The sequence below is a fragment of the Pseudomonas frederiksbergensis genome (assembly GCF_000802155.2).
Lineage (GTDB): Bacteria > Pseudomonadota > Gammaproteobacteria > Pseudomonadales > Pseudomonadaceae > Aquipseudomonas > Aquipseudomonas frederiksbergensis_A.
The window spans coordinates 220,624-239,178 of record NZ_JQGJ02000006.1 but is presented as its reverse complement, the minus strand read 5'-3'; the positions used below and the strand labels follow the sequence as shown (position 1 = coordinate 239,178).

Sequence of the window (18,555 nt, the reverse complement as noted above, 5' to 3'; positions counted from 1 at the left end):
ATCGTCGCCCCAGATATCTCATGAGCGCTGCTTCTCACCGTGAGCCTCGGCGAGTGCCGTATCGGCCAACGTATCCGGCGTACAGCGCAAATCACCGATCATCAGCACGTCCCCTTCCCTCTGGGCGCTGTCCGGATCAAGGCGGAACCGGCAGAACAACTCGCTGCCATAACGCACCTCCAGAGTGGGCGAGCCGGCATTCATTTCCATGGAGAAGAACCCATCCGCCTCGCTGACACCGCGGCTGGCGTGGTTGATGACGTGGTGGCCCTTGAGCGGTTGTCCTTGGTCGTCCAACAGGCGACCGAGCACGGTCACGGTTCTCAACACACTGATCTTGCGGTAGTCCACGCCGCCCTTGTTCAAGTGATAACGAGTGCGCGAGGGCTCGATGCTCGCCGCCGGAGGGTGCACGCCTTCGAAGTCGAAGGTGACCATGCTGTTTTTATAGGCAGTGATGGGGACGAAGTTACGACCTGGATGCAAGGTGGTGCTGCCGCCGGTCAAGTCGTCGGCGCGCAGGATCACGTCATCCACGTCGGCTTCCACATCGACGATCATCCCCGCGCCGCGCCCATGGGGTATGGCGGTAAAGGCTGCCTTGCTGCCGCCCACGGCCACCGTGCTGCTCAGGTTGAGGCCGCCGGTGAGGTTGTCGTTGTAGGACGAACGCTGGACGAAGCCATCGCCATACAGCGAGTCGGTCTGGAAGCTGGCGATGCCGGACAGGCCCACGCCATAAGTGTCAGCCAGTGCAGTGGCAGAGACGCTTTGCAGGACATGGTCCTGCAGGTCGCGGCGGTATGACAGCGAGGCGTTGTTGTCCCGTGCGCCATCGCGGGAGGTGCGCGTGCCGACGCTACCCGACCAGTACTCGCCCGGCCCACCCAGGGCGACACTGACGCTCAAGTCCAGGCCGCGATTGCGCTTGTCGGCCGTGCTGGAAGTACCGGGGCGATCGAACACCGACAATCGCCAGTTGGCATCGCTGCCGCGTAATTTGCCCCGCTGGGTCCAACCCAGGTCCAGGCCGGTGCCCTGCACGTTGCCTTCGCTGTAGGCCAGCCGCCCATTGATGGACGTCTTGTTGCTCAAGCGATGATTGACCGACAGCGACGAGTTGCTGGTATGGCCGACGTACACGTCACGTTGGCGGATGCGGGTACCGTCCGGCAGGGTTTCGTAAGTGTTGCGGGTGTCCAGCCAACTGCGGTTGTGGCTGGCGACGATGCTGCCCTGGCCATAGCTGTACAGCCCTTGCAGGTCCATGCCGTTGCCGTAGTCCTGGGTTTTATAGACGTTGGCGTACAGGCTGGTGCTGGTGCCCAGGGTCCAGTCCACCGAGGTGCCGACTTGCATCTTGTCCTGCACCTTGCGGGTGGAGGCGCCCAGGATCACCCGGGGATGCAACAGGTAATTGAGGCCGACCCCAGCCGTCATGAACCCTGACGGCTGGTCTTCCCAGTTGCTCCAGAGCCGGGTCTCGCGGCCGGCGAACAGGTTGTAGCGCCAGCGGTCTTCGGAGTTGCTCCAATTGTTGGGCTTGTAGACCAGCTCCTGGCTGGTGGCAGTGATTTGCCCATCCTCGACCAGCCGCACTTCCACTTCGTAGATCCCGCCAGGCAAGGGGCGGGTGTCCAGGCTTTGCAGCCCGGCGCTGACGGCCTGGGTATTGATCAGCAGGCCATTGCGATAGATTTCCACCGAAGCCTGGCGGCTCGCGGTGACATAAATGGGGTAGACGCTGGGTTTCGGATTGTCGATCGCCAGGCTGTCGGAACTGCCGTACATCACGCCCAATGCGGTGTCCGGGTTGGCACCGAATGAACGAATCTGCCGGTTCAAGCCATCGGAACCGGGCGTGAAGTAGCCCAGGCGAAAGAAGGAGCCTTCCATTTCCCGCTGGGTATGGAGCTCATGGACGGCGTGGTACAGCTTGTCGTCCGGGCCGCCAAGACGCGAGAGTTGCAAGTCCAGCGACTGGCTCCAGTTGCCGAGACTGGAACTGGCATTGAGGCCGTAACGCCCGCCAGTGTCCTGTTCCTGGCCACCATTGATATTGAGTTGGTTGTTGAAGATCAGGCCCAGGCTGCCTTCTTCCGGCTGATCGTAGTAACGCTTGGCTTGCGTCAAGCGCTCCACGTCCCGGGTCAGGATCGAAACCAATGAATTTTCGAGGCTGTAGTGCACGGCGAGCAGCCCGGACGGGCACCCAGCTTCGCAGGCGCCCAACGGCTGCCCCTGCTTGAGGTGTTGCTCCCATTGCTGGCGCTCGACGTGATTGATCGAACTGTCCTGGGTATCGGTGAATTCGAGCAATGTGATGCGGTCGTCCCGGCTCAATACCACCATGGCTTCGCCGAGGAACTGTTGATTGAGTTCAACACGAACCGCCAAGGGCACATCGAAGAAATGGGATTCAAATTCCGCCGGCAAGCCTTTGGCCTGGGACAACAAGCTTTTCGGTGTCGTACCAGGGGCAGTCGGCGCGGCCAATGCGTTCGCGCACAACAGCAGCGCGAGCGCACCCGCGATGGGTGTCATCGGAAACATCAACGGACTCTCTAATCAGCGAGCTATCTGGGCGTTTCAGGGACAGGCCGACCGGCTGGGGAAGACCGGCCGGCCTGCAGCAATGCCCGAAGAGGAGAACCTCAGCGGGCATTGAATGGCATCACGGAGTAGCGCGAGGCACGGCGTCGAAGATGACGGTCATGTCGGCGGTGTACAGGCCGTTCTGGGTATCGAGCGGCCTGGCGGCGACGATGGTCATGTCAGCCTGGGTACCCGGTGTGGAGGTCGCATCGTCCACCACTTCCTGAGGCGTGGCGGTCAGGGTGACGCCGTTGAAAGCCGTGGTCAGCGCGATGGAGTTGCTGCCGTTGTACAGCGCCGCCGGACCGCCCTCGATGTAGGCGTGGACCGAGCCCTCGGTGTTCTTCACGTCATAGGTAGCGCGCAACGACGACAAGGTGCCGCTGACCGTGTTGTAGCTCATGGTCTCATCCTTACCGAAGTCCGGGTTGCGCGGCTGCACATGGAACTGTTGGGTCGGGATGTTCGCGCTGATATGGATGGACGAGCGCGCATCATCGGCGGCGAATGCCAGCGAGGAACTCAGGGCAGCGGCTGCCAGCGAAGCACCGGTCATGAATTGTTTGAGCATGTTGTTAATACCTGTTCATAGCCATAAAGAGAAGGGCTGAAGTTGCAGCTCGCCTAATAGTTCGAGAGCTGCAACTTCAACGCTGGGCATGATCGGTTCTTAACAACTAAAAAAAGCAGGCAAATTCCCAAGCACTTGTAGTAATTCCACCATACAAAAGAGAGAAAAATACCTTAATTCATTTAAAACGCCAATTTGGATGTAAGAAACTGCCCACAAAACCATGCACCAAGCGGCCTCTATAAAAGTCAATAAAAATCATAAAAAAAGGCGCCCTCCTCTCAAGCCCGACTCATTCAGGTAAGGTCTTGGGCAACTCATACAACATCAACTCAACTAGATATATCTCAACTTCAAGATATATCAAGCGCAAAGATGTATCTCAAATAAAGAACCAGCACTTCGCATTAACTTATGCAGCATGGAGAGCAGTACATGGCAGCCCCTTATTCCGATCCCAACGCCCACGATGGTTTCGAGCGACACCCGACCGGTCGTGACCGTAACCGACGCAACGCTCGTGTATTCGCCGCCGGGGACCTCAAGTTACTGTCGTTGGCCCTGATCGCTGAACAGCCCTGCCATGGCTATGACCTGATCCGCAGGATCGAAAAGATGTTCGAAGGGGCCTATAGCCCCAGCCCTGGGGTGATCTACCCGGCCCTGGCCTTCCTGGAAAAAAACGCGATGGTCACCTGCTGCGTTGAAACAGAAAAAAAATGCTACAGCGTGACCGATGCTGGACGTCTATCACTTGAGAAGCAGGCCCAGACGCTGGAAGAGGTGCGCACACGCATTGAAGACAGCAAGCGCACGCTGCACGGCCATGATCGCCCCCCGCAGGTCCAGGAAGCGGTGTATAACCTGCGCCATGCGCTGCAAAATCACTCTGGCCGCTGGAGTCCTGAAGAAACCCGGCGGGTGTGCGACTTGCTCAACGCCACCGCCAAAGCCATCGTCGACGGTTGCGACCGTCCACCTGTCTCGGAGTCAAGCCAATGACCGAAATCGATCCAAACACCATTCACCGCGTCAGCCACGAGATCAAACGCCGCCGCCTGCAAGTGCTGCGGGTCGAAGACCTGACCCCGCGCATGCGCCGCATCACGGTCGGCGGGCCGGAGCTGGCCGGGTTCGTCAGCCTGGGCACGGACGATCACGTAAAGCTGCTGTTCCCACAAAATGCGGAGGAGCACGCCGCCCTGGAAGATTTCAACCCCACTGCCGGCAAAGCCCAGGGCCCGATGCCTGAAATGCGCGACTACACCCCGCGCCGCTATGACCTGGACACCCTCGAACTGGACATCGACTTCGTGCTCCACGGTGACGGCCCTGCCTCGACCTGGGCCGCGCAGGCAGCACCGGGGCACCACCTGTATATCGCCGGCCCCCGGGGCTCGATGGTCGTACCGGACATCTTCGACAGCTACCTGTTGATCGGCGACGAAACCGCCCTGCCCGCCATCGCCCGTCGCCTCGAGGGCCTCGCCCCCAATCGGCGTGCGCTGGTGGTGGTGGAAGTGGAAAATGGCGCCGAACAGCAAGTGCTCCACAGCCCGGCGCAGGTGCATGTGATCTGGGTGTTGCGCGAGGGTCGCCAGGACAGCCTGCTGCGCACCGTGCAGCAGCTGGAGATGCCCGGCGGCAAGCTGTACGCCTGGGTCGCGACCGAAAGCAAAGTGTCGCGGCAGATTCGCAGGGTGCTGCTGGAAGAGAAAGGGCTGGACCAGGATTTCGTGAAGGCGGTGGGGTATTGGAAACTGGATAACAGTGAGGAAGATTGAGGGCGTGGCGGTGGCTGAAGTACTCTTCACCCATTGAAACCGCCATCCACCTGTGGCGAGGGAGCTTGTTCCCTCGCCACAGGTGCTATCGCTGTCCTTTAATACCTTATCCGGCAATACCAGGTGCCCCGCCCCATGCTTTTCCTGATCGCCTACATCGGCAGCGTCGTGCTGATCAACTTCGCTTTCTCCGCCGCGCCGCACCTGGACGTCATCTGGTCGGCCTGGGGCGGGCTGGTGTTCGTGTTGCGCGACATGGTGCAGACCCGTTTCGGCCACGGCGCCATCGTGGCGATGCTGGCGGCGCTGGTGTTGTCCTACGTCACTTGCGACCCGACCATCGCCCTGGCCAGCGCCACCGCGTTCGCCGTATCGGAGTGCATCGACTGGCTGGTGTTCACCGTCACCAAGCGTCCGCTGCATGACCGTCTGTGGATCAGTTCGGCCTTGAGCATCCCCCTCGACACCTTCATTTTCTTCGGCCTGATCGACGCCCTGACCCCCGCAGTGGTGACGACCGCCCTGCTCTCGAAATTCGCCGGGGTCACGGCCGTCTGGCTGATAATGGCCTGGCGCCTGCGCAAACAGGCCATCGCCGGCTGACGCGGTTCATGTAAAATGCCGCGCTTTCTCCCATGGGAAGCTCGCCCGGCGCGCGCCCCAATGACCCGCTCCTGTTTGAGGACCTTCAGATGACCCGTATCGGAACTCCATTGTCGCCCACCGCGACCCGCGTTTTGTTGTGTGGCAGCGGTGAGCTGGGCAAGGAAGTGGTAATCGAGCTGCAGCGCCTGGGCGTCGAGGTGATTGCTGTGGATCGCTATGCCAATGCACCGGCCATGCAAGTGGCCCACCGCAGCCACGTGATCAACATGCTCGACGGCGCCGCCCTGCGCGCGGTGATCGAGGCCGAGAAGCCGCACTACATCGTGCCGGAAATCGAAGCCATCGCCACTGCGACCCTGGTGGAACTGGAAGCCGAAGGTTTCACGGTGATCCCTACCGCTCGCGCCGCGCAACTGACCATGAACCGCGAAGGTATTCGTCGCCTGGCCGCCGAAGAGCTGGGCCTGCCGACCTCGCCGTACTTTTTCGCCGACACTGTCGAAGACTACCGCAAGGCTGTGCAAACCCTGGGCTTCCCGTGCGTGGTCAAGCCGGTGATGAGTTCCTCGGGCAAGGGCCAGAGCCTGCTGCGCAGCGCCGATGACGTGCAGAAAGCCTGGGACTACGCCCAGGAAGGCGGCCGTGCCGGCAAGGGTCGGGTGATCATCGAAGGCTTCATCGACTTCGACTACGAAATCACCTTGCTCACCGTGCGTCACGTGGGCGGCACGACGTTCTGCGCACCCGTCGGCCACCGCCAGGAAAAAGGCGACTATCAGGAATCCTGGCAGCCCCAGGCCATGAGCCCGGTGGCCTTGGCCGAATCCGAGCGCGTCGCCAAGGCAGTGACCGAGGCCCTGGGTGGTCGCGGCCTGTTTGGTGTCGAGCTGTTCATCAAGGGCGACCAGGTGTGGTTCAGCGAAGTCTCGCCGCGCCCGCACGACACCGGCCTGGTGACGCTGATTTCCCAGGACCTGTCGCAGTTCGCCTTGCACGCCCGCGCCATTCTCGGTTTGCCAATCCCGTTGATCCGCCAGTTCGGCCCTTCGGCTTCGGCGGTGATCCTGGTGGAAGGCCAGTCGACCCAGACCGCGTTCGCCAATCTCGGCGCCGCCCTGAGCGAGCCGGACACGGCGCTGCGTCTGTTCGGCAAACCGGAAGTCAACGGCCAGCGCCGCCTGGGCGTGGCCCTGGCCCGCGACGAATCCATCGAAGCCGCCCGCGCCAAGGCGACCCGGGCTTCCCAGGCGGTCAAGATCGAACTGTAAAAGCCCAAGGCTGAGCACGATCCCCTGTGGCGAGGGAGCTCAAAGGCCTGCGTTCACACAGGCTCAGTGCAGAAACAAAAAAGGCGACACCCGCAAGGGTGTCGCCTTTTTCATGAGCGCAGCTCGGGTTTAATCCGGCAGTTTGTAGGCAATCACATAGTCGCCCTGCTTGGTGCCCAGGGAACCGTGGCCACCGGCCACGACCAGCACGTATTGCTTGCCGTCCTTGCCGGTATAGGTCATCGGCGTGGTCTGGGCGCCGGCAGGCAGGCGGCCTTCCCACAACTGCTTGCCATTCTTCACGTCGTAGGCGCGCAAGTACTGGTCAAGCGTGCCGCTGAGGAACGCCAGGCCACTGGCGGTGGTGAAGGTGCCACCCAGGCTTGGGACACCCATGCTCAGCGGGATCGGGACCGGCGAGCTGTCACGCACGGTGCCGTTCTTGTGCTTCCACAGGGTCTTGTTATTGGTCAGGTCCACCGCCGCGACATAACCCCAGGCAGGCGCCTGGCAAGGCAGGCCCATGGGTGAAAGCAGCGCTTCGAGGATCACGCCATACGGCGCGCCCTTGTTCGGCTGCACGCCTTCGGTTTCGCTCTTGCGACCCGGGCCACCGGCCACTTCCGCCGCTGGCACCAGTTTCGACTTGAACGCCATGTAGCTCGGGTTGACGAAAGCGATCTGGCGCACCGGATCGACCGAAATGCCGCCCCAGTCGAACACGCCGAAGTTGCCTGGGTAGACGATCGAGCCTTGCAGCGACGGCGGCGTGAACATGCCCTCATAGCGCAGCGACTTGAAGTCGATCCGGCACAACATCTGGTCGAACGGGGTGACGCCCCACATGTCGCGTTCCTGGAGGACCGGCGGCACGAAGTTCAGGTCGGACATCGGTTGGGTCGGCGAAGTGAAGTCGCCTTCCACCGCGCCTTGCGGCACCGGGATTTCCTTGATCGGCACGATCGGCTGGCCATTGCTGCGGTCCAGCACGTAGATGCTGCCCTGCTTGGTCGACGCCAGGACGGCCGGTTTCACGCCATCGGCGGTCTTCAGGTCCATCAGGGTCGGCTGACCGCCGACGTCCATGTCCCAGAGATCGTGGTGGGTGAACTGGAAGTACCAGCGCACCTTGCCGGTGGCGATGTCCAGGGCGGTCAGGCCGGCGGCGTATTTTTCCGACTCCGGTGTGCGGAATCCACCGAACTGGTCAGGCGTCTGGTTGCCCATCGGCAGGTAGAGCATGCCGAGTTTTTCATCGACACTGAACATGGACCACATGTTCGGGGAGTTGCGGGTGTAGGTCTTGCCCTCGGCAATCGGCGTGGTGTCGTCCGGGTTGCCGCTGTCCCAGTTCCACACCAGCTTGCCGGTGTGTACGTCGTAGGCGCGAATGACGCCGCTTGGCTCATCGGTGGAAACGTTATCGGTGACGTGGCCGCCGATCACCACCAGGTTCTGGGTGACTGCCGGTGGCGAGGTGGAGTAGTAACCACCCGCGGTGAAGCCGCCGATGTTGGCGGTCAGGTCGACCTGGCCCTTGTCGCCGAAGTCTTCGCACATCTTGCCGGTGTCGGCGTTGAGGGCGATCAGGCGGGTGTCGGCGGTCGGCAGGAAGATCCGCCGCGGGCACACGGTGCTGGCCGGCGTGGTACTGGCGGTGCCGGTCGGGCTCTGCTCGGCGGACGCGTAGACAGCATCGTCGTGGTAGGTCACGCCACGGCAGGTCATGTGGGCCCAACCCTTGAAGTTTTCCGCTTTTTGCGTGGAAAGCTTCGGATCGAAACGCCAGATTTCCTTGCCGGTTTCAGGCTCCAGGGCGATCACTTGGCTGTGAGGCGTGCACACGTAGAGCATGCCGTTGACCTTCAACGGAGTGTTTTCGGCGGTGGTTTCGCCCGGATCGTTCGGCCCTGGCAGGTCGCCAGTGCGATAGGACCAGGCTTGCTTCAGCTTGCTGACGTTCTCGGGGGTGATTTGCGCCAGCGGCGAATAGCGGTCGCCATGGGCGCTGCGGCCGTAGGAGTTCCAATCCCCGTCCGGCATGGCCGGTGCGGTGTTGGTCATGCCCGGCACGCTGTCGCGGTCCAGTTGACCCTTGATTTCACCGGGATTGGTGAATTGGCTGGCCAGCGCGGCGATACCGGCGATCACGACGGCGGCGCCCAGCGCTCGGGTGCCCATGGGCGAAGCATCGCCGGTCAGCAGCGGGCGGCGGAACCACGGCAGCAGCATGACGATGCCCAAGGCAAACAGCATTGCCAGGCGTGGCACCAATTGCCACCAATCCAGGCCCACTTCCCATAATGCCCAGACCGTACTGGCGAAGAGCACCAGCGCGTACAGGCCCAGCGCTGCACGGCGCGCCAGGACCAGCAGTACACCAGTGATCGCCAGGCCGATACCGGCCAGCAAGTAATACAGCGAGCCGCCGAGCGTACTCAGTTTGATCCCACCGGCCAGCAAGGCCAGCCCCATCAATAGAAGCAGAATGCCGAGCAAGCTCGGTAGCAGACGGCTTCGACTCAAAGCACCCTCAGCGCTCATAGTGTGTATCTCCGTGACGTTTCAAAGAGTCCCGCGCAAGTAGTCACTTTAGATGACGATCCTGAGGGGGCATGGTTCAGTTGAAAAAAGGCAAATTCGATTGACGCGGTCCGCTGTGGGAGCGGGCTTGCTCGCGAAAGCGGTTGACCCGCCACCCCAACGCTGAATACACCGCACGCTGAGATAGCGCTGTCTCTGCAGAGTCAGTGCAATAGGGCCAGGAAAGCAATTCACCACATGCAACCGCTCTGGCACGCTAGAAGAAGCGTTTCAGCGGGCGGCGCAAGGATAATGTCCTGTTACAAATAGAGAAAGCGCTTTTGTTGACATGGATCATCTCGGATTCGGTAACAGTGTGGCAGACCCACAAGGCAGTGATAACAGCGGCACTTCCCCCCGAAGGGCGCCTCGGCTAAGGTGCGCGGCTTTACAGCTCTCCATGCATAGGCCTGCCATGACCGAACCGAACAATAACCCGCTGCACGGCGTGACGCTGGAGCAGATCCTCAACATTCTGGTGCAGCACTACGAATGGTCGGGCCTGGCCGAACGCATCGACATCCGTTGCTTCAAGAGCGACCCGAGCATCAAGTCGAGCCTGACCTTCCTGCGCAAGACGCCATGGGCGCGAGAAAAAGTCGAACGCCTGTACGTCAAGCTGATGCGCACCAAGCGGCCCGATTGAACCGTGGGCGTTCGAACCGGTTTCGTGTGGATGCTGGCATTGCTCGGCTGGGCGGGATTGAGTATCCAGCTTTACTTGATTCTGCTCGGGCGCTGGGAACTGGGCGCGAGCCTGTTGGGTGGCCTGGTCAATTTCCTCAGTTTTTTTACGGTGCTGACCAATACCTTGGCCGCCGTAGTGCTGACCTGGGAACTGACACAGCGCGAATCAGCCGTCCGGCGCTGGTTCCTGCTTCCTGCGGTACGCAGCGGCATCGCGGTGAGCATCGCCCTGGTCGGCCTCGCCTATAACCTGCTGCTGCGCCACCTTTGGCAGCCGCAAGGCTGGCAATTTATTGCCGATGAATTACTCCACGACGTCATGCCGGTGCTGTTCATCATCTACTGGGGGCTGTGGGTGCCCAAAGGCACGTTGCGCCTGGCCCACATCGGACTCTGGATGATTTATCCGCTGGTGTACTTCGCTTACATCCTGCTGCGGGGAGATTTGCTGGCGGCCTATCCCTACCCGTTCATTGACGTGGCGAGCCTGGGTTATCCACAGGTGTTCATCAATGCCGGGGGGATATTGGCGGGGTTCGTCGGGATTGCGCTGGGGGTGGTGGGGTTGGATCGGTGGTTGGGACGACGATCGGTTGAAGCCTTGTGAGATGCCCTTGTGGCGAGGGCATTAAATCCCCTCGCCACAGATCATTTTTTGCCACAGGGGGATGTGTTCACAATCATCGCCCCGCCGGCAACATCCACACCAACCCACTGGCCTTGGCCCGTTCATGGCACAACGCCAAAACCCCGCGCCGCTCGGCATTGTCCATCCGGCTCCACCGGGTGATTTCCGCCACGGTGCGTTGGCAGCCGGTACAGATGTCGTCATCGTCGAGCGCGCAGATGTTCACGCAGGGCGATGGCACCGGGCGTTCGGGCGCGTTCATTGTTCCTGCTCGACCAGGTCGCGAGCATAGCGCTGCGCGTTGTGCACATAGTGCGCCGCACTGGCTACGAGCATGTTCTTCTGGGCGTCGGTCAATTCCCGCACCACCTTGCCGGGGGAGCCCATTACCAGCGAACCGTCGGGAATCTCCTTGCCTTCGCCGATCAGCGAATTGGCGCCGATGATGCAGTTCTTGCCGATCTTCGCGCCGTTGAGGATCACTGCGTTGATGCCGATCAGGCTGTAGTCTCCGACGGTGCAGCCGTGGAGCATGGCGTTGTGGCCAATGGTCACGCCGGTGCCGATGGTCAGCGGATAACCCATGTCGGTGTGCATCACGGTGCCGTCCTGCACGTTGCTGTCCTTGCCGATCAGGATCAATTCGTTGTCACCCCGCAACACGGCGTTGAACCAGACGTTGGCGCCCTCTTCGAGGCGGACCTTGCCCACCAGCGTGGCGTTGGGCGCGACCCAGCTCTGTGGATGGGTTTCGACACGGGCATCGCCCAGGCGGTATTTCATGAGGTGTCCTCGGGCATCAGGTGTTGATGAAAGTCTTGGGCGGGGTGTGCAGGTCGATATCGGCGTCGTACAGCAGATTCACCAACTCAACGATCATGATCGCCGTCAGGCCCCAGATCTTGTACCCCTCGAAGCGGTAGCTGGGCACGTACCAACTGCGGCCCTGGTAGTCGATGCGGTGCGTGTGCTCGCGCGGGTCTTCGCGGAAAAACTCCAGCGGCACGCTGAACACCGCGGCGATCTCGGCGTCGTTGGGCTGGTATTCGACGTAATCCGGTATCACGCCGACATACGGCGTGACCTTGATGCCATGCAGCGAGATCAACGGGCTGAGGGGGCCGATCACTTCGACCAGGCCGGGCGGCAGGCCGATTTCTTCCTCGGCTTCGCGCAGGGCGGTGAAGATCAGGTCGGGGTCCTCCGGGTCTCGGCGCCCGCCGGGGAAAGCCACCTCGCCGCCGTGGGTCGAGAGACCGCTGGCGCGCAGGGTCAGCACCAGCTCCGGTTCATCGCTGCGAGTGATCGGCACCAGCACCGCAGCTTCCGGGAAACGTTGGTCAGCCTGCAGATCACGCGGGGTATGGTTGCTTACTCGATGCAGTAGCTCGTCCAGCATGAGACTTCTCGATTTATTCGCTACCTTGCATCATGCACCAATCGTTCAAGCGGCCCAAGCCCCGCACCGCGTCGTGTCGCGAAACGACAACTTGCCGCACCGGCCAACGCACGCCAAGATAGGCGCAGCCTTCAGGAATCCCAGCATGAAATTCTGCAGCCAGTGCGGTAACCCGGTAACCCAGCGCATACCCGAGGGCGACTCGCGCCTGCGCTTTGTTTGCGACACCTGCCACACCATCCATTACCAGAACCCCAACATTGTCGCCGGTTGCGTGCCGACCTGGGGCAGTAAAGTCCTGTTGTGCCGGCGCGCCATCGAGCCGCGGCGCGGTTACTGGACATTGCCGGCAGGCTTCATGGAGAACGGCGAGACCGTCGAGCAGGCCGCCGTGCGTGAAACCGCCGAGGAAGCCTGCGCCCGAGTGCGCAACCTGAGCATCTATACGCTGATCGACGTACCGCACATCAGCCAGGTGCATGTATTCTTCCGCGCCGAACTGATGGACCTGGACTTCGCCGCCGGGCCCGAAAGCCTGGAAGTGCAGTTGTTCGAAGAGGCGGACATCCCCTGGGACGAGCTGGCTTTCCGCACCGTCGGCCGTACCCTAGAATACTTCTACGCTGACCGGCGGGCCGAGGATTACCCGGTGCGATCCGAGTCGATACCGCCGCTGGCTCAGCCCGCCAATACTTAGAAAATCCAATATAGCCGCGACACCTCTAGGGATATCGTTTCAATGCGCTGGTTGCTTGTCCTGTTCTGCTTGTCATTCACCGCGGTGTCCCAGGCCGCCGCCGTGGGAACCTACAATGGCAAGGTCATCGAAAAAGTGCTGGTGCTCAAGTCCGCCCATCAATTGCAATTGATCAACGACGGCAAGCCGCTCAAGACCTATCGCATCTCACTGGGCAAAGGCGCCAAGAAAGGCCCCAAGCTGATCGAAGGCGACAAGCGCACCCCCGAAGGTTTTTACTGGATCGACTGGCGCAAGGTCAGCGACAAGTTCTACCTGTCGATGCACATCTCCTACCCCAACATCAGCGACGCCGCCCGCGCCCGCCGTGAAGGCGTGGAGCCGGGGGGCATGATCATGATCCACGGCACCCCGGATTCGGAAGACAATCCTGAGCAGTTGTTCCATACGCTGGACTGGACCGACGGCTGCATTGCCATGCGCAATGTGGACATGCGCGAGGTGTGGAACCTGGTGCCGGATGGGACGATGATCGAGATTCGGCCGTAACCTCCACTTGCTTTGGTGAGCAGCTCTTGGCGAGGGAGCTTGCTCCCGCTGGGACGGTCCGACGATGAGGCCGGCAACTATGGCGTCAAGTCCGCAACTCAACCCGGTCCAACGCCTTGTTCGCCAACAACGTCCCCAGCTCGATCATCTGCGCCACACCCAACGCCACATGGCGACGCGAACCGTCCAAGTCAAACAGCAGGTCGCTCAGCACCGCATTGGCCGAGGCCAGGGTTTCGCTGAGGTTGGCTAGCAGGGCTTCGGTGTCGACGTTGTCCGATACGGTGAACAACTGCACCGAGGGTTTGGGTTCTGGTTCGCCGTCGTCGGGCTTGAGGTAATGGTCCATCGCGCGGTCGGCGGCTTCTTTGAGCTTGTCGGGGGCGTAGTCGCCGTAGGGGAAGGCTGAGGCGGGTTTGGGCATGTCAGAATTATTTTTCAATTGAAGCTCCTTTGATTTAATGGAGCCCAGGACAAAGCGTCCGGGCCTATTGCCCCCTGATTTTTTTCGGACGGTCAAACCCGGTCGCTGAATTGGCAGCGACACCCAAAGGCTAGAGCCCTGCCTTCCGAGGCACAACCTTAAAAACATGTCGGAAACTTCGGTGCGTCTGACAGACCAAGGGATGATGATTCACATAACAAAAAACCGGCCTAGGCCGGTTTTCGTTGATGACATTCGTATTCACCCAAAAGCTGCGCGCTGCTCAGCCTCATAATGCCGAGTCTGAAAAGGCAAGAGGGTTTGCACCTTCAAGCCAAGACCTTCATTCAGCCCCCAAGAGAGAGCGAGTTCATCACGGCGTTTGCGAAGCGCAACAGCGGTTTGTGAGGTTATGGCTTGCTTGGGTGTCGAGCGTAAAAATAGCTCAAGGGCTTTGAAGACCTCCAACGCACGGCTGTCCGTGACACAGGAAAATCGAGTGAGTCGTTCGAGCAAATATCCTGCGCGACGCAACTCGAGCTCATCAGTGTGTTGACTCAAGAAAGCCTGGGTTACGCTTATCAAGTCCAAATTGGAGTACCAAACAGCTTTGGCTGTGCTCACGAGCGCAACATCATCTGCGTGATCCAACGGGCTTTTGACCAATTTGTCCAGAGCGGCTGAGAGGACTTGGCCGTTAGCAGGCTTCGCCATCTGTATTCTCCAAATAATTTTGCAAAATAGAGGTAAGAACAGAGGTTGGAGACTCTTTGTTGCCAACATATACATCAATCGCCTGCGATGCCAGTCGACTCAGCTCAGCGGTCAATATGAAGCCGGCCCTCAGGAGCGCCATGATATCGCCAATATCTTGATCCGTTGCTCTGCCCAGTTTTGAAATCGCAATATCGACAGGGGCAGCAATGTGAACGTGCAAAGGAGATTCTACCGAGAACTCTTCAAGAGGGAGGCTTCGAGCCCAATAGTCTTCGTGAATCGGACCGAAGCTAGTGTTGTATTGAAGGTCGTAGTTGAGCTCCATCAACCGGCCGGATTTTTCGTCGACGAATTGCTCAGGCACTTCCGCAAGCAAGGTTCGAAGATGAAAATTTTCTGGAAGGTTTGCCTCATAAATTTCGGCGTCAACGTCCATGGAGACACGATGGTTCGTATAAAGGTGCACTGCGCACCCACCAAAAATGATGATTTTGAGCACCCCAGGCGCTGCGTTCTCAAACGTCAGCTCCGCTTCGACAGACTTGAACATTGAAATCAAAGCCTGTCCTAGGGCGGTACCTGTATTAAGTCGGGGAGTGATCATATCCGGCAGTTTCATGTTTGAACCTCAGAGGCTGATGTTGCTCCTTGAAACTTGGATCTGCCGCTTGGTCGTCCTAAAGACTGGTAAGCGATCCCTGCGCTAGGAGATTTGGGCCTCGAAAGCTAGAGCCCTCGCTTCCGAGGCACAACCTTAAAAACATGTCGGAAACTTCGGTGCGTCTGACAGACCGTCCACTTGACCATGGATGTTTCAGACGAAATTCCAGATAGGCTTTTTTTGGATTGAATTGGGTACATAACCATTGCTGCGGTAACGGATATACACAAAACGCCCCATCACCGCTCACCACCAAAAATAAATATCAAATCTCAAAACCCGCCCCTCATGCATACCACTGACCTCTAAAAACCCCAGCCCAACGCTGCAATTCAACGCCACATCATCACCACCCTAATACCACTTGAAGAACCACCCTCATAGAGACCCAGAAAACGCTATAAAACCCCGGAAAAGCAGCGTTGACATGGTATTCAAGTGGTATTAGTTTCCACCCCGTTAGCCGAGGAAAACTCCTACAATCGCATCGGACGCATCGCCAATGAACGACATCCTGGTCCTACGCCCCGACGACACCCAACCCACCCCGCTCTACCTGCAATTGGCACGCAACCTCGAAGCGGCCATCCACGCCGGCCATTGGAAAGCCGAGCAAGCGATGCCTTCCGAGCGCAGCCTGAGCGAGCAACTGGGTATTTCCCGGGTGACCGCCCGCAAGGCGCTGGAGGTGCTGTTCGAACAAGGCCTGATCCGCCGCAACCAAGGCTCGGGCACCTTCATCACGCCGCGCCTGGAACAACCGCTCTCGCGCCTCAGCGGCTTCAGCGAGATGCTCCGGCTCAAAGGCTTCGTGCCCGGTTCACAGTGGCTGGAGCGGAACATCACCCCGCCGACCCACGAAGAATTGATCCGCCTGGGCCTGTCGCCCACCGACAAAGTTGCCCGGCTCAAACGGCTGCGCAAGGCCGACGACACGGTCATGGCCATCGAGATGAGCACCCTGCCCGCGTCGATCATTCCCAAGCCGCAGGCGGTGGGCGATTCGCTTTATGAATTTCTCGACGGCATCGGCAAACCGGTGGTGCGCGCCCTACAGCACATCCAGGCCATCAACGCCTCGGACGAGTTCGCCGCCCTGGTGGGCATCGCCCCCGGCACCGCGATGCTGCTGATGACCCGGGTCGGCTACCTGGAAGACAACACGCCCATCGAAGTCACCGACACCTATTGCCGCAACGACTACTACGACTTTGTCGCAGAGTTGCGGCGCTAGACGACCAGAGAATCCCCATGTCCGAAGACAACATCCTCACCGCCAACGGTTGGATCCGCGGCCGCCTGGTCCATGAACACGGCAGGGTCGTGTCCATCGAAGGCCAGCCTTGCGATCCGACGAGCAATGACCTGCCCTACCTGCTGCCCGGCTTCATCGACCTGCACGTGCACGGCGGCGGTGGCAAGGACATCATGGAAGGCGCCGCGGCGTTCGACACCATTGCCCGCACCCATGTGCGCTTCGGCACCACGGCGTTGCTCGCCACCACCATGACGGCGCCGAGCGAAGAAATCGCCAGCGTACTCAAGGCCCTCGGTGAGTTCTGCGAACAGCGGTCCAGCGGCAGTGCACGTGTTCTCGGTGTGCACCTGGAAGGCCCCTATATCAACCCCGGCAAACTCGGCGCCCAACCGAATTTCGCCCACACCGCGTTGATGGCAGAAGTGGAGGCGTACCTGGCCCTGGCGCCAATCCGGGTGATTACCGTCGCGCCGGAAATCGCCGGTCACGATGCCCTGATCCGCGCCCTCAGCGCTCGCGGCGTGCGCATGCAGATCGGCCATACCCTCGGCAGTTACGAAGAAGGCGTCGCGGCGCTCACGGCCGGGGCCAGCAGTTTTACCCATCTGTACAACGCCATGAGCCCGTTGCATCACCGCGAGCCGGGCATCGTCGGCGCGGCGCTGGCCCATGCGCAATATGCCGAGCTGATCCCGGATCTGCTGCACGTGCACCCCGGCGCCATGCGCGTGGCGTTGCGTTCGATCCCGTGCCTGTATTGCGTCACCGACTCCACCGCCGCCGCCGGCATGCCCGATGGCGAATACAAGCTGGGCAGCCACACCGTCACCAAATGCCTGGGCGGTGTGCGCCTGGCCGACGGCACCCTGGCCGGCAGCACCCTGACCATGGACCAGGCTTTGCGCAACCTGGTGAAAATCGGCCTGCCCCTCGACGACGCCTCCCGACGCCTGTCGCAATTTCCCGCCGATTACCTCGGCCTGCCCGAACGCGGACGCCTGCAACCCGGCGCCTGGGCCGACTGTGTGCGCCTTGACCGAGCCCTGAACCTGATCGACGTGATGGTCGAAGGAGAAGCCATTGACTTGCAAAATGCTTGAAGAGGCCCTCGCCTCGGCCGAAGCCGTCGAGCGGCAATTACAGCGGCTGGATCCGACGCTGGCGGAAATCGCCGGACGCCTGCGCCGTCAACCGCCGCAGGTGGCGATGACTGTCGCTCGGGGCAGTTCCGACCATGCCGCCAGTTACTTCGCCTACCTGACCATGCAGCAATTGGGCTTGCCGGTGGCGTCGCTGCCGATGTCGGTGGTCACCCTGCAACAGGCGCCGCTGAAGGTCAGCGGCCAGGTGGCGTTCGCCTTCTCCCAATCGGGACAGAGCCCGGACCTGGTCAACAGCCTGCGCCTGTTGCGCAAGCGCGGCGCCTTGAGCGTGGCGATGGTCAACGCAGAGGATTCTCCCCTGGAGGCGGCCTGTGAATTCAACGTGCCGTTGTGCGCCGGCATCGAAAGCAGCGTTGCCGCGACCAAGAGTTTTATCGCCACCCTCAGCGCCAGCGCACGGTTGGTGGCTCACTGGAAAGACGATGCCGAGTTGCTCGAAGCCGGCGATGCCTTGCCCGGAGGACTGCGCGACGCCGCGAGCCAGGATTGGAGCCCTGCCGTCGAGGCCTTGCGCGAATGCCAGCGGCTCATGGTGATCGGCCGTGGCGCCGGGTTCGCCATCGCCCAGGAAGCGGCGCTCAAATTCAAGGAGACCTCGGCGATCCAGGCCGAAGCCTTCAGCAGCGCCGAGGTCCGCCACGGGCCGATGGCGCTGATCGATGAGCATTATCCGTTGCTGGTGTTCGCGCCGCGCGGTGCCGAGCAGGCGGGTGTGTTGAGCCTGGCCGCCGACATGCGCCAGCGCGGGGCCCGGGTATTGCTGGCTGCGCCGGATGACATCGTCGAGCGCGACTTGACGCTGAGCTGCGCCGAGCATGCGGCCCTGGACCCGATCCTGGCGATTCAGAGTTTCTATGGCATGGCCGCCCGGCTGGCGGTAGCCCGAGGCCTGGACCCGGATCAGCCACGGCATTTGAGCAAGGTCACCCGGACCCACTGACCCGATAAGCCACGCAAGGCCAACG

20 protein-coding genes are annotated in these 18,555 nt (G+C 60.9%); 11 read left to right on the top strand and 9 right to left on the bottom strand.

Annotated features, from left to right (window positions below; all coding sequences use genetic code 11):
- Positions 1–18: 18 nt before the first annotated feature.
- Both JZ00_RS14410 and JZ00_RS14405 read right to left on the bottom strand, forming a co-directional pair.
- Positions 19–2,553 carry a TcfC E-set like domain-containing protein gene (locus JZ00_RS14410; protein WP_039591457.1) on the bottom strand — a complete coding sequence of 845 codons (2,535 nt, stop codon included), beginning with the start codon at positions 2,551–2,553 and terminating at the stop codon, positions 19–21.
- A gap of 121 nt (positions 2,554–2,674) precedes the next feature.
- Positions 2,675–3,166: a CS1 type fimbrial major subunit gene (locus JZ00_RS14405; RefSeq protein ID WP_039591458.1), complete on the bottom strand. Its 492-nt coding sequence runs from the start codon at positions 3,164–3,166 to the stop codon at positions 2,675–2,677.
- 435 nt (positions 3,167–3,601) lie between these two features.
- Between JZ00_RS14405 and JZ00_RS14400 the strand changes: the two genes are divergently transcribed.
- The 4 genes from JZ00_RS14400 (at position 3,602) to purT (ending at position 6,824) form a co-directional block, all read left to right on the top strand.
- On the top strand, positions 3,602–4,168 hold the full coding sequence (locus JZ00_RS14400) for a PadR family transcriptional regulator (protein WP_039591459.1): 567 nt from the start codon (positions 3,602–3,604) through the stop codon (positions 4,166–4,168).
- Complete coding sequence (locus JZ00_RS14395) at positions 4,165–4,950, top strand: siderophore-interacting protein (protein ID WP_039591460.1); 786 nt, start codon at positions 4,165–4,167, stop codon at positions 4,948–4,950. Before JZ00_RS14400 ends, JZ00_RS14395 begins: the two co-directional genes overlap by 4 nt.
- 135 nt (positions 4,951–5,085) lie before the next feature.
- A complete protein-coding gene (locus JZ00_RS14390; RefSeq protein WP_039591461.1) occupies positions 5,086–5,553 on the top strand; it encodes a VUT family protein in 468 nt (155 codons plus the stop codon).
- A gap of 89 nt (positions 5,554–5,642) precedes the next feature.
- Complete coding sequence (gene purT / locus JZ00_RS14385) at positions 5,643–6,824, top strand: formate-dependent phosphoribosylglycinamide formyltransferase (protein ID WP_039591462.1); 1,182 nt, start codon at positions 5,643–5,645, stop codon at positions 6,822–6,824.
- A 129-nt stretch (positions 6,825–6,953) separates the two neighbouring features.
- Here the strand turns inward: purT and JZ00_RS14380 are convergent, their stop codons facing one another.
- Complete coding sequence (locus JZ00_RS14380; protein ID WP_039591463.1) at positions 6,954–9,368, bottom strand: glucose/quinate/shikimate family membrane-bound PQQ-dependent dehydrogenase; 2,415 nt, start codon at positions 9,366–9,368, stop codon at positions 6,954–6,956.
- A 454-nt stretch (positions 9,369–9,822) separates the two neighbouring features.
- On the opposite strand from JZ00_RS14380, the gene JZ00_RS14375 reads away from it, so the two are divergent.
- Positions 9,823–10,053, top strand: coding sequence for a VF530 family protein (locus JZ00_RS14375; protein ID WP_039591464.1), 231 nt, complete (start codon positions 9,823–9,825; stop codon positions 10,051–10,053).
- Positions 10,054–10,083: 30 nt separating this feature from the next.
- Positions 10,084–10,701, top strand: a complete 618-nt coding sequence (locus JZ00_RS14370; RefSeq protein ID WP_082112092.1) for a Pr6Pr family membrane protein — start codon at positions 10,084–10,086, stop codon at positions 10,699–10,701.
- A gap of 73 nt (positions 10,702–10,774) precedes the next feature.
- Here JZ00_RS14370 and JZ00_RS14365 read toward each other — a convergent pair whose 3' ends face one another.
- Genes JZ00_RS14365 through JZ00_RS14355 form a run of 3 tightly spaced genes read right to left on the bottom strand, consistent with a single transcriptional unit; the run spans position 10,775 to position 12,121 of the window.
- The gene (locus JZ00_RS14365; protein ID WP_039591465.1) at positions 10,775–10,984 is read right to left on the bottom strand and encodes a DUF1289 domain-containing protein; all 210 of its coding nucleotides are present in this window, start codon (positions 10,982–10,984) and stop codon (positions 10,775–10,777) included.
- A complete protein-coding gene (locus JZ00_RS14360; protein WP_039591466.1) occupies positions 10,981–11,505 on the bottom strand; it encodes a gamma carbonic anhydrase family protein in 525 nt (174 codons plus the stop codon). Before JZ00_RS14360 ends, JZ00_RS14365 begins: the two co-directional genes overlap by 4 nt.
- A gap of 16 nt (positions 11,506–11,521) precedes the next feature.
- Positions 11,522–12,121, bottom strand: a complete 600-nt coding sequence (locus JZ00_RS14355) for a CoA pyrophosphatase (protein ID WP_039591467.1) — start codon at positions 12,119–12,121, stop codon at positions 11,522–11,524.
- 145 nt (positions 12,122–12,266) lie between these two features.
- On the opposite strand from JZ00_RS14355, the gene JZ00_RS14350 reads away from it, so the two are divergent.
- Together JZ00_RS14350 and JZ00_RS14345 are read left to right on the top strand one after the other, a co-directional pair.
- Positions 12,267–12,818 carry an NUDIX hydrolase gene (locus JZ00_RS14350; protein ID WP_039591468.1) on the top strand — a complete coding sequence of 184 codons (552 nt, stop codon included), beginning with the start codon at positions 12,267–12,269 and terminating at the stop codon, positions 12,816–12,818.
- A gap of 42 nt (positions 12,819–12,860) precedes the next feature.
- Entirely contained in the window at positions 12,861–13,367 is a 507-nt protein-coding gene (locus tag JZ00_RS14345; RefSeq protein WP_039591469.1) for a L,D-transpeptidase family protein, read from the top strand.
- Positions 13,368–13,452: 85 nt separating this feature from the next.
- Here JZ00_RS14345 and JZ00_RS14340 read toward each other — a convergent pair whose 3' ends face one another.
- From JZ00_RS14340 to JZ00_RS14330, 3 genes are all read right to left on the bottom strand, one after another.
- Positions 13,453–13,809 carry a DUF6124 family protein gene (locus JZ00_RS14340; protein WP_082112091.1) on the bottom strand — a complete coding sequence of 119 codons (357 nt, stop codon included), beginning with the start codon at positions 13,807–13,809 and terminating at the stop codon, positions 13,453–13,455.
- Positions 13,810–14,052: 243 nt separating this feature from the next.
- A complete protein-coding gene (locus JZ00_RS14335) occupies positions 14,053–14,505 on the bottom strand; it encodes a hypothetical protein (protein ID WP_039591471.1) in 453 nt (150 codons plus the stop codon).
- The gene (locus JZ00_RS14330; protein ID WP_039591472.1) at positions 14,489–15,127 is read right to left on the bottom strand and encodes a DUF6036 family nucleotidyltransferase; all 639 of its coding nucleotides are present in this window, start codon (positions 15,125–15,127) and stop codon (positions 14,489–14,491) included. The genes JZ00_RS14335 and JZ00_RS14330 overlap by 17 nt, the downstream gene beginning before the upstream one ends.
- Before the next feature lie 544 nt (positions 15,128–15,671).
- Here JZ00_RS14330 and JZ00_RS14325 point away from each other — a divergent pair.
- From JZ00_RS14325 to JZ00_RS14315, 3 genes are read left to right on the top strand one after another with little or no spacing between them, the layout of a single operon-like run.
- Entirely contained in the window at positions 15,672–16,403 is a 732-nt protein-coding gene (locus tag JZ00_RS14325; protein ID WP_039591473.1) for a GntR family transcriptional regulator, read from the top strand.
- Positions 16,404–16,420: 17 nt separating this feature from the next.
- Positions 16,421–17,527 carry an N-acetylglucosamine-6-phosphate deacetylase gene (gene nagA / locus JZ00_RS14320; protein WP_039591474.1) on the top strand — a complete coding sequence of 369 codons (1,107 nt, stop codon included), beginning with the start codon at positions 16,421–16,423 and terminating at the stop codon, positions 17,525–17,527.
- Positions 17,508–18,530 carry an SIS domain-containing protein gene (locus JZ00_RS14315; protein WP_152668434.1) on the top strand — a complete coding sequence of 341 codons (1,023 nt, stop codon included), beginning with the start codon at positions 17,508–17,510 and terminating at the stop codon, positions 18,528–18,530. Before nagA ends, JZ00_RS14315 begins: the two co-directional genes overlap by 20 nt.
- Positions 18,531–18,555 lie beyond the last annotated feature (25 nt).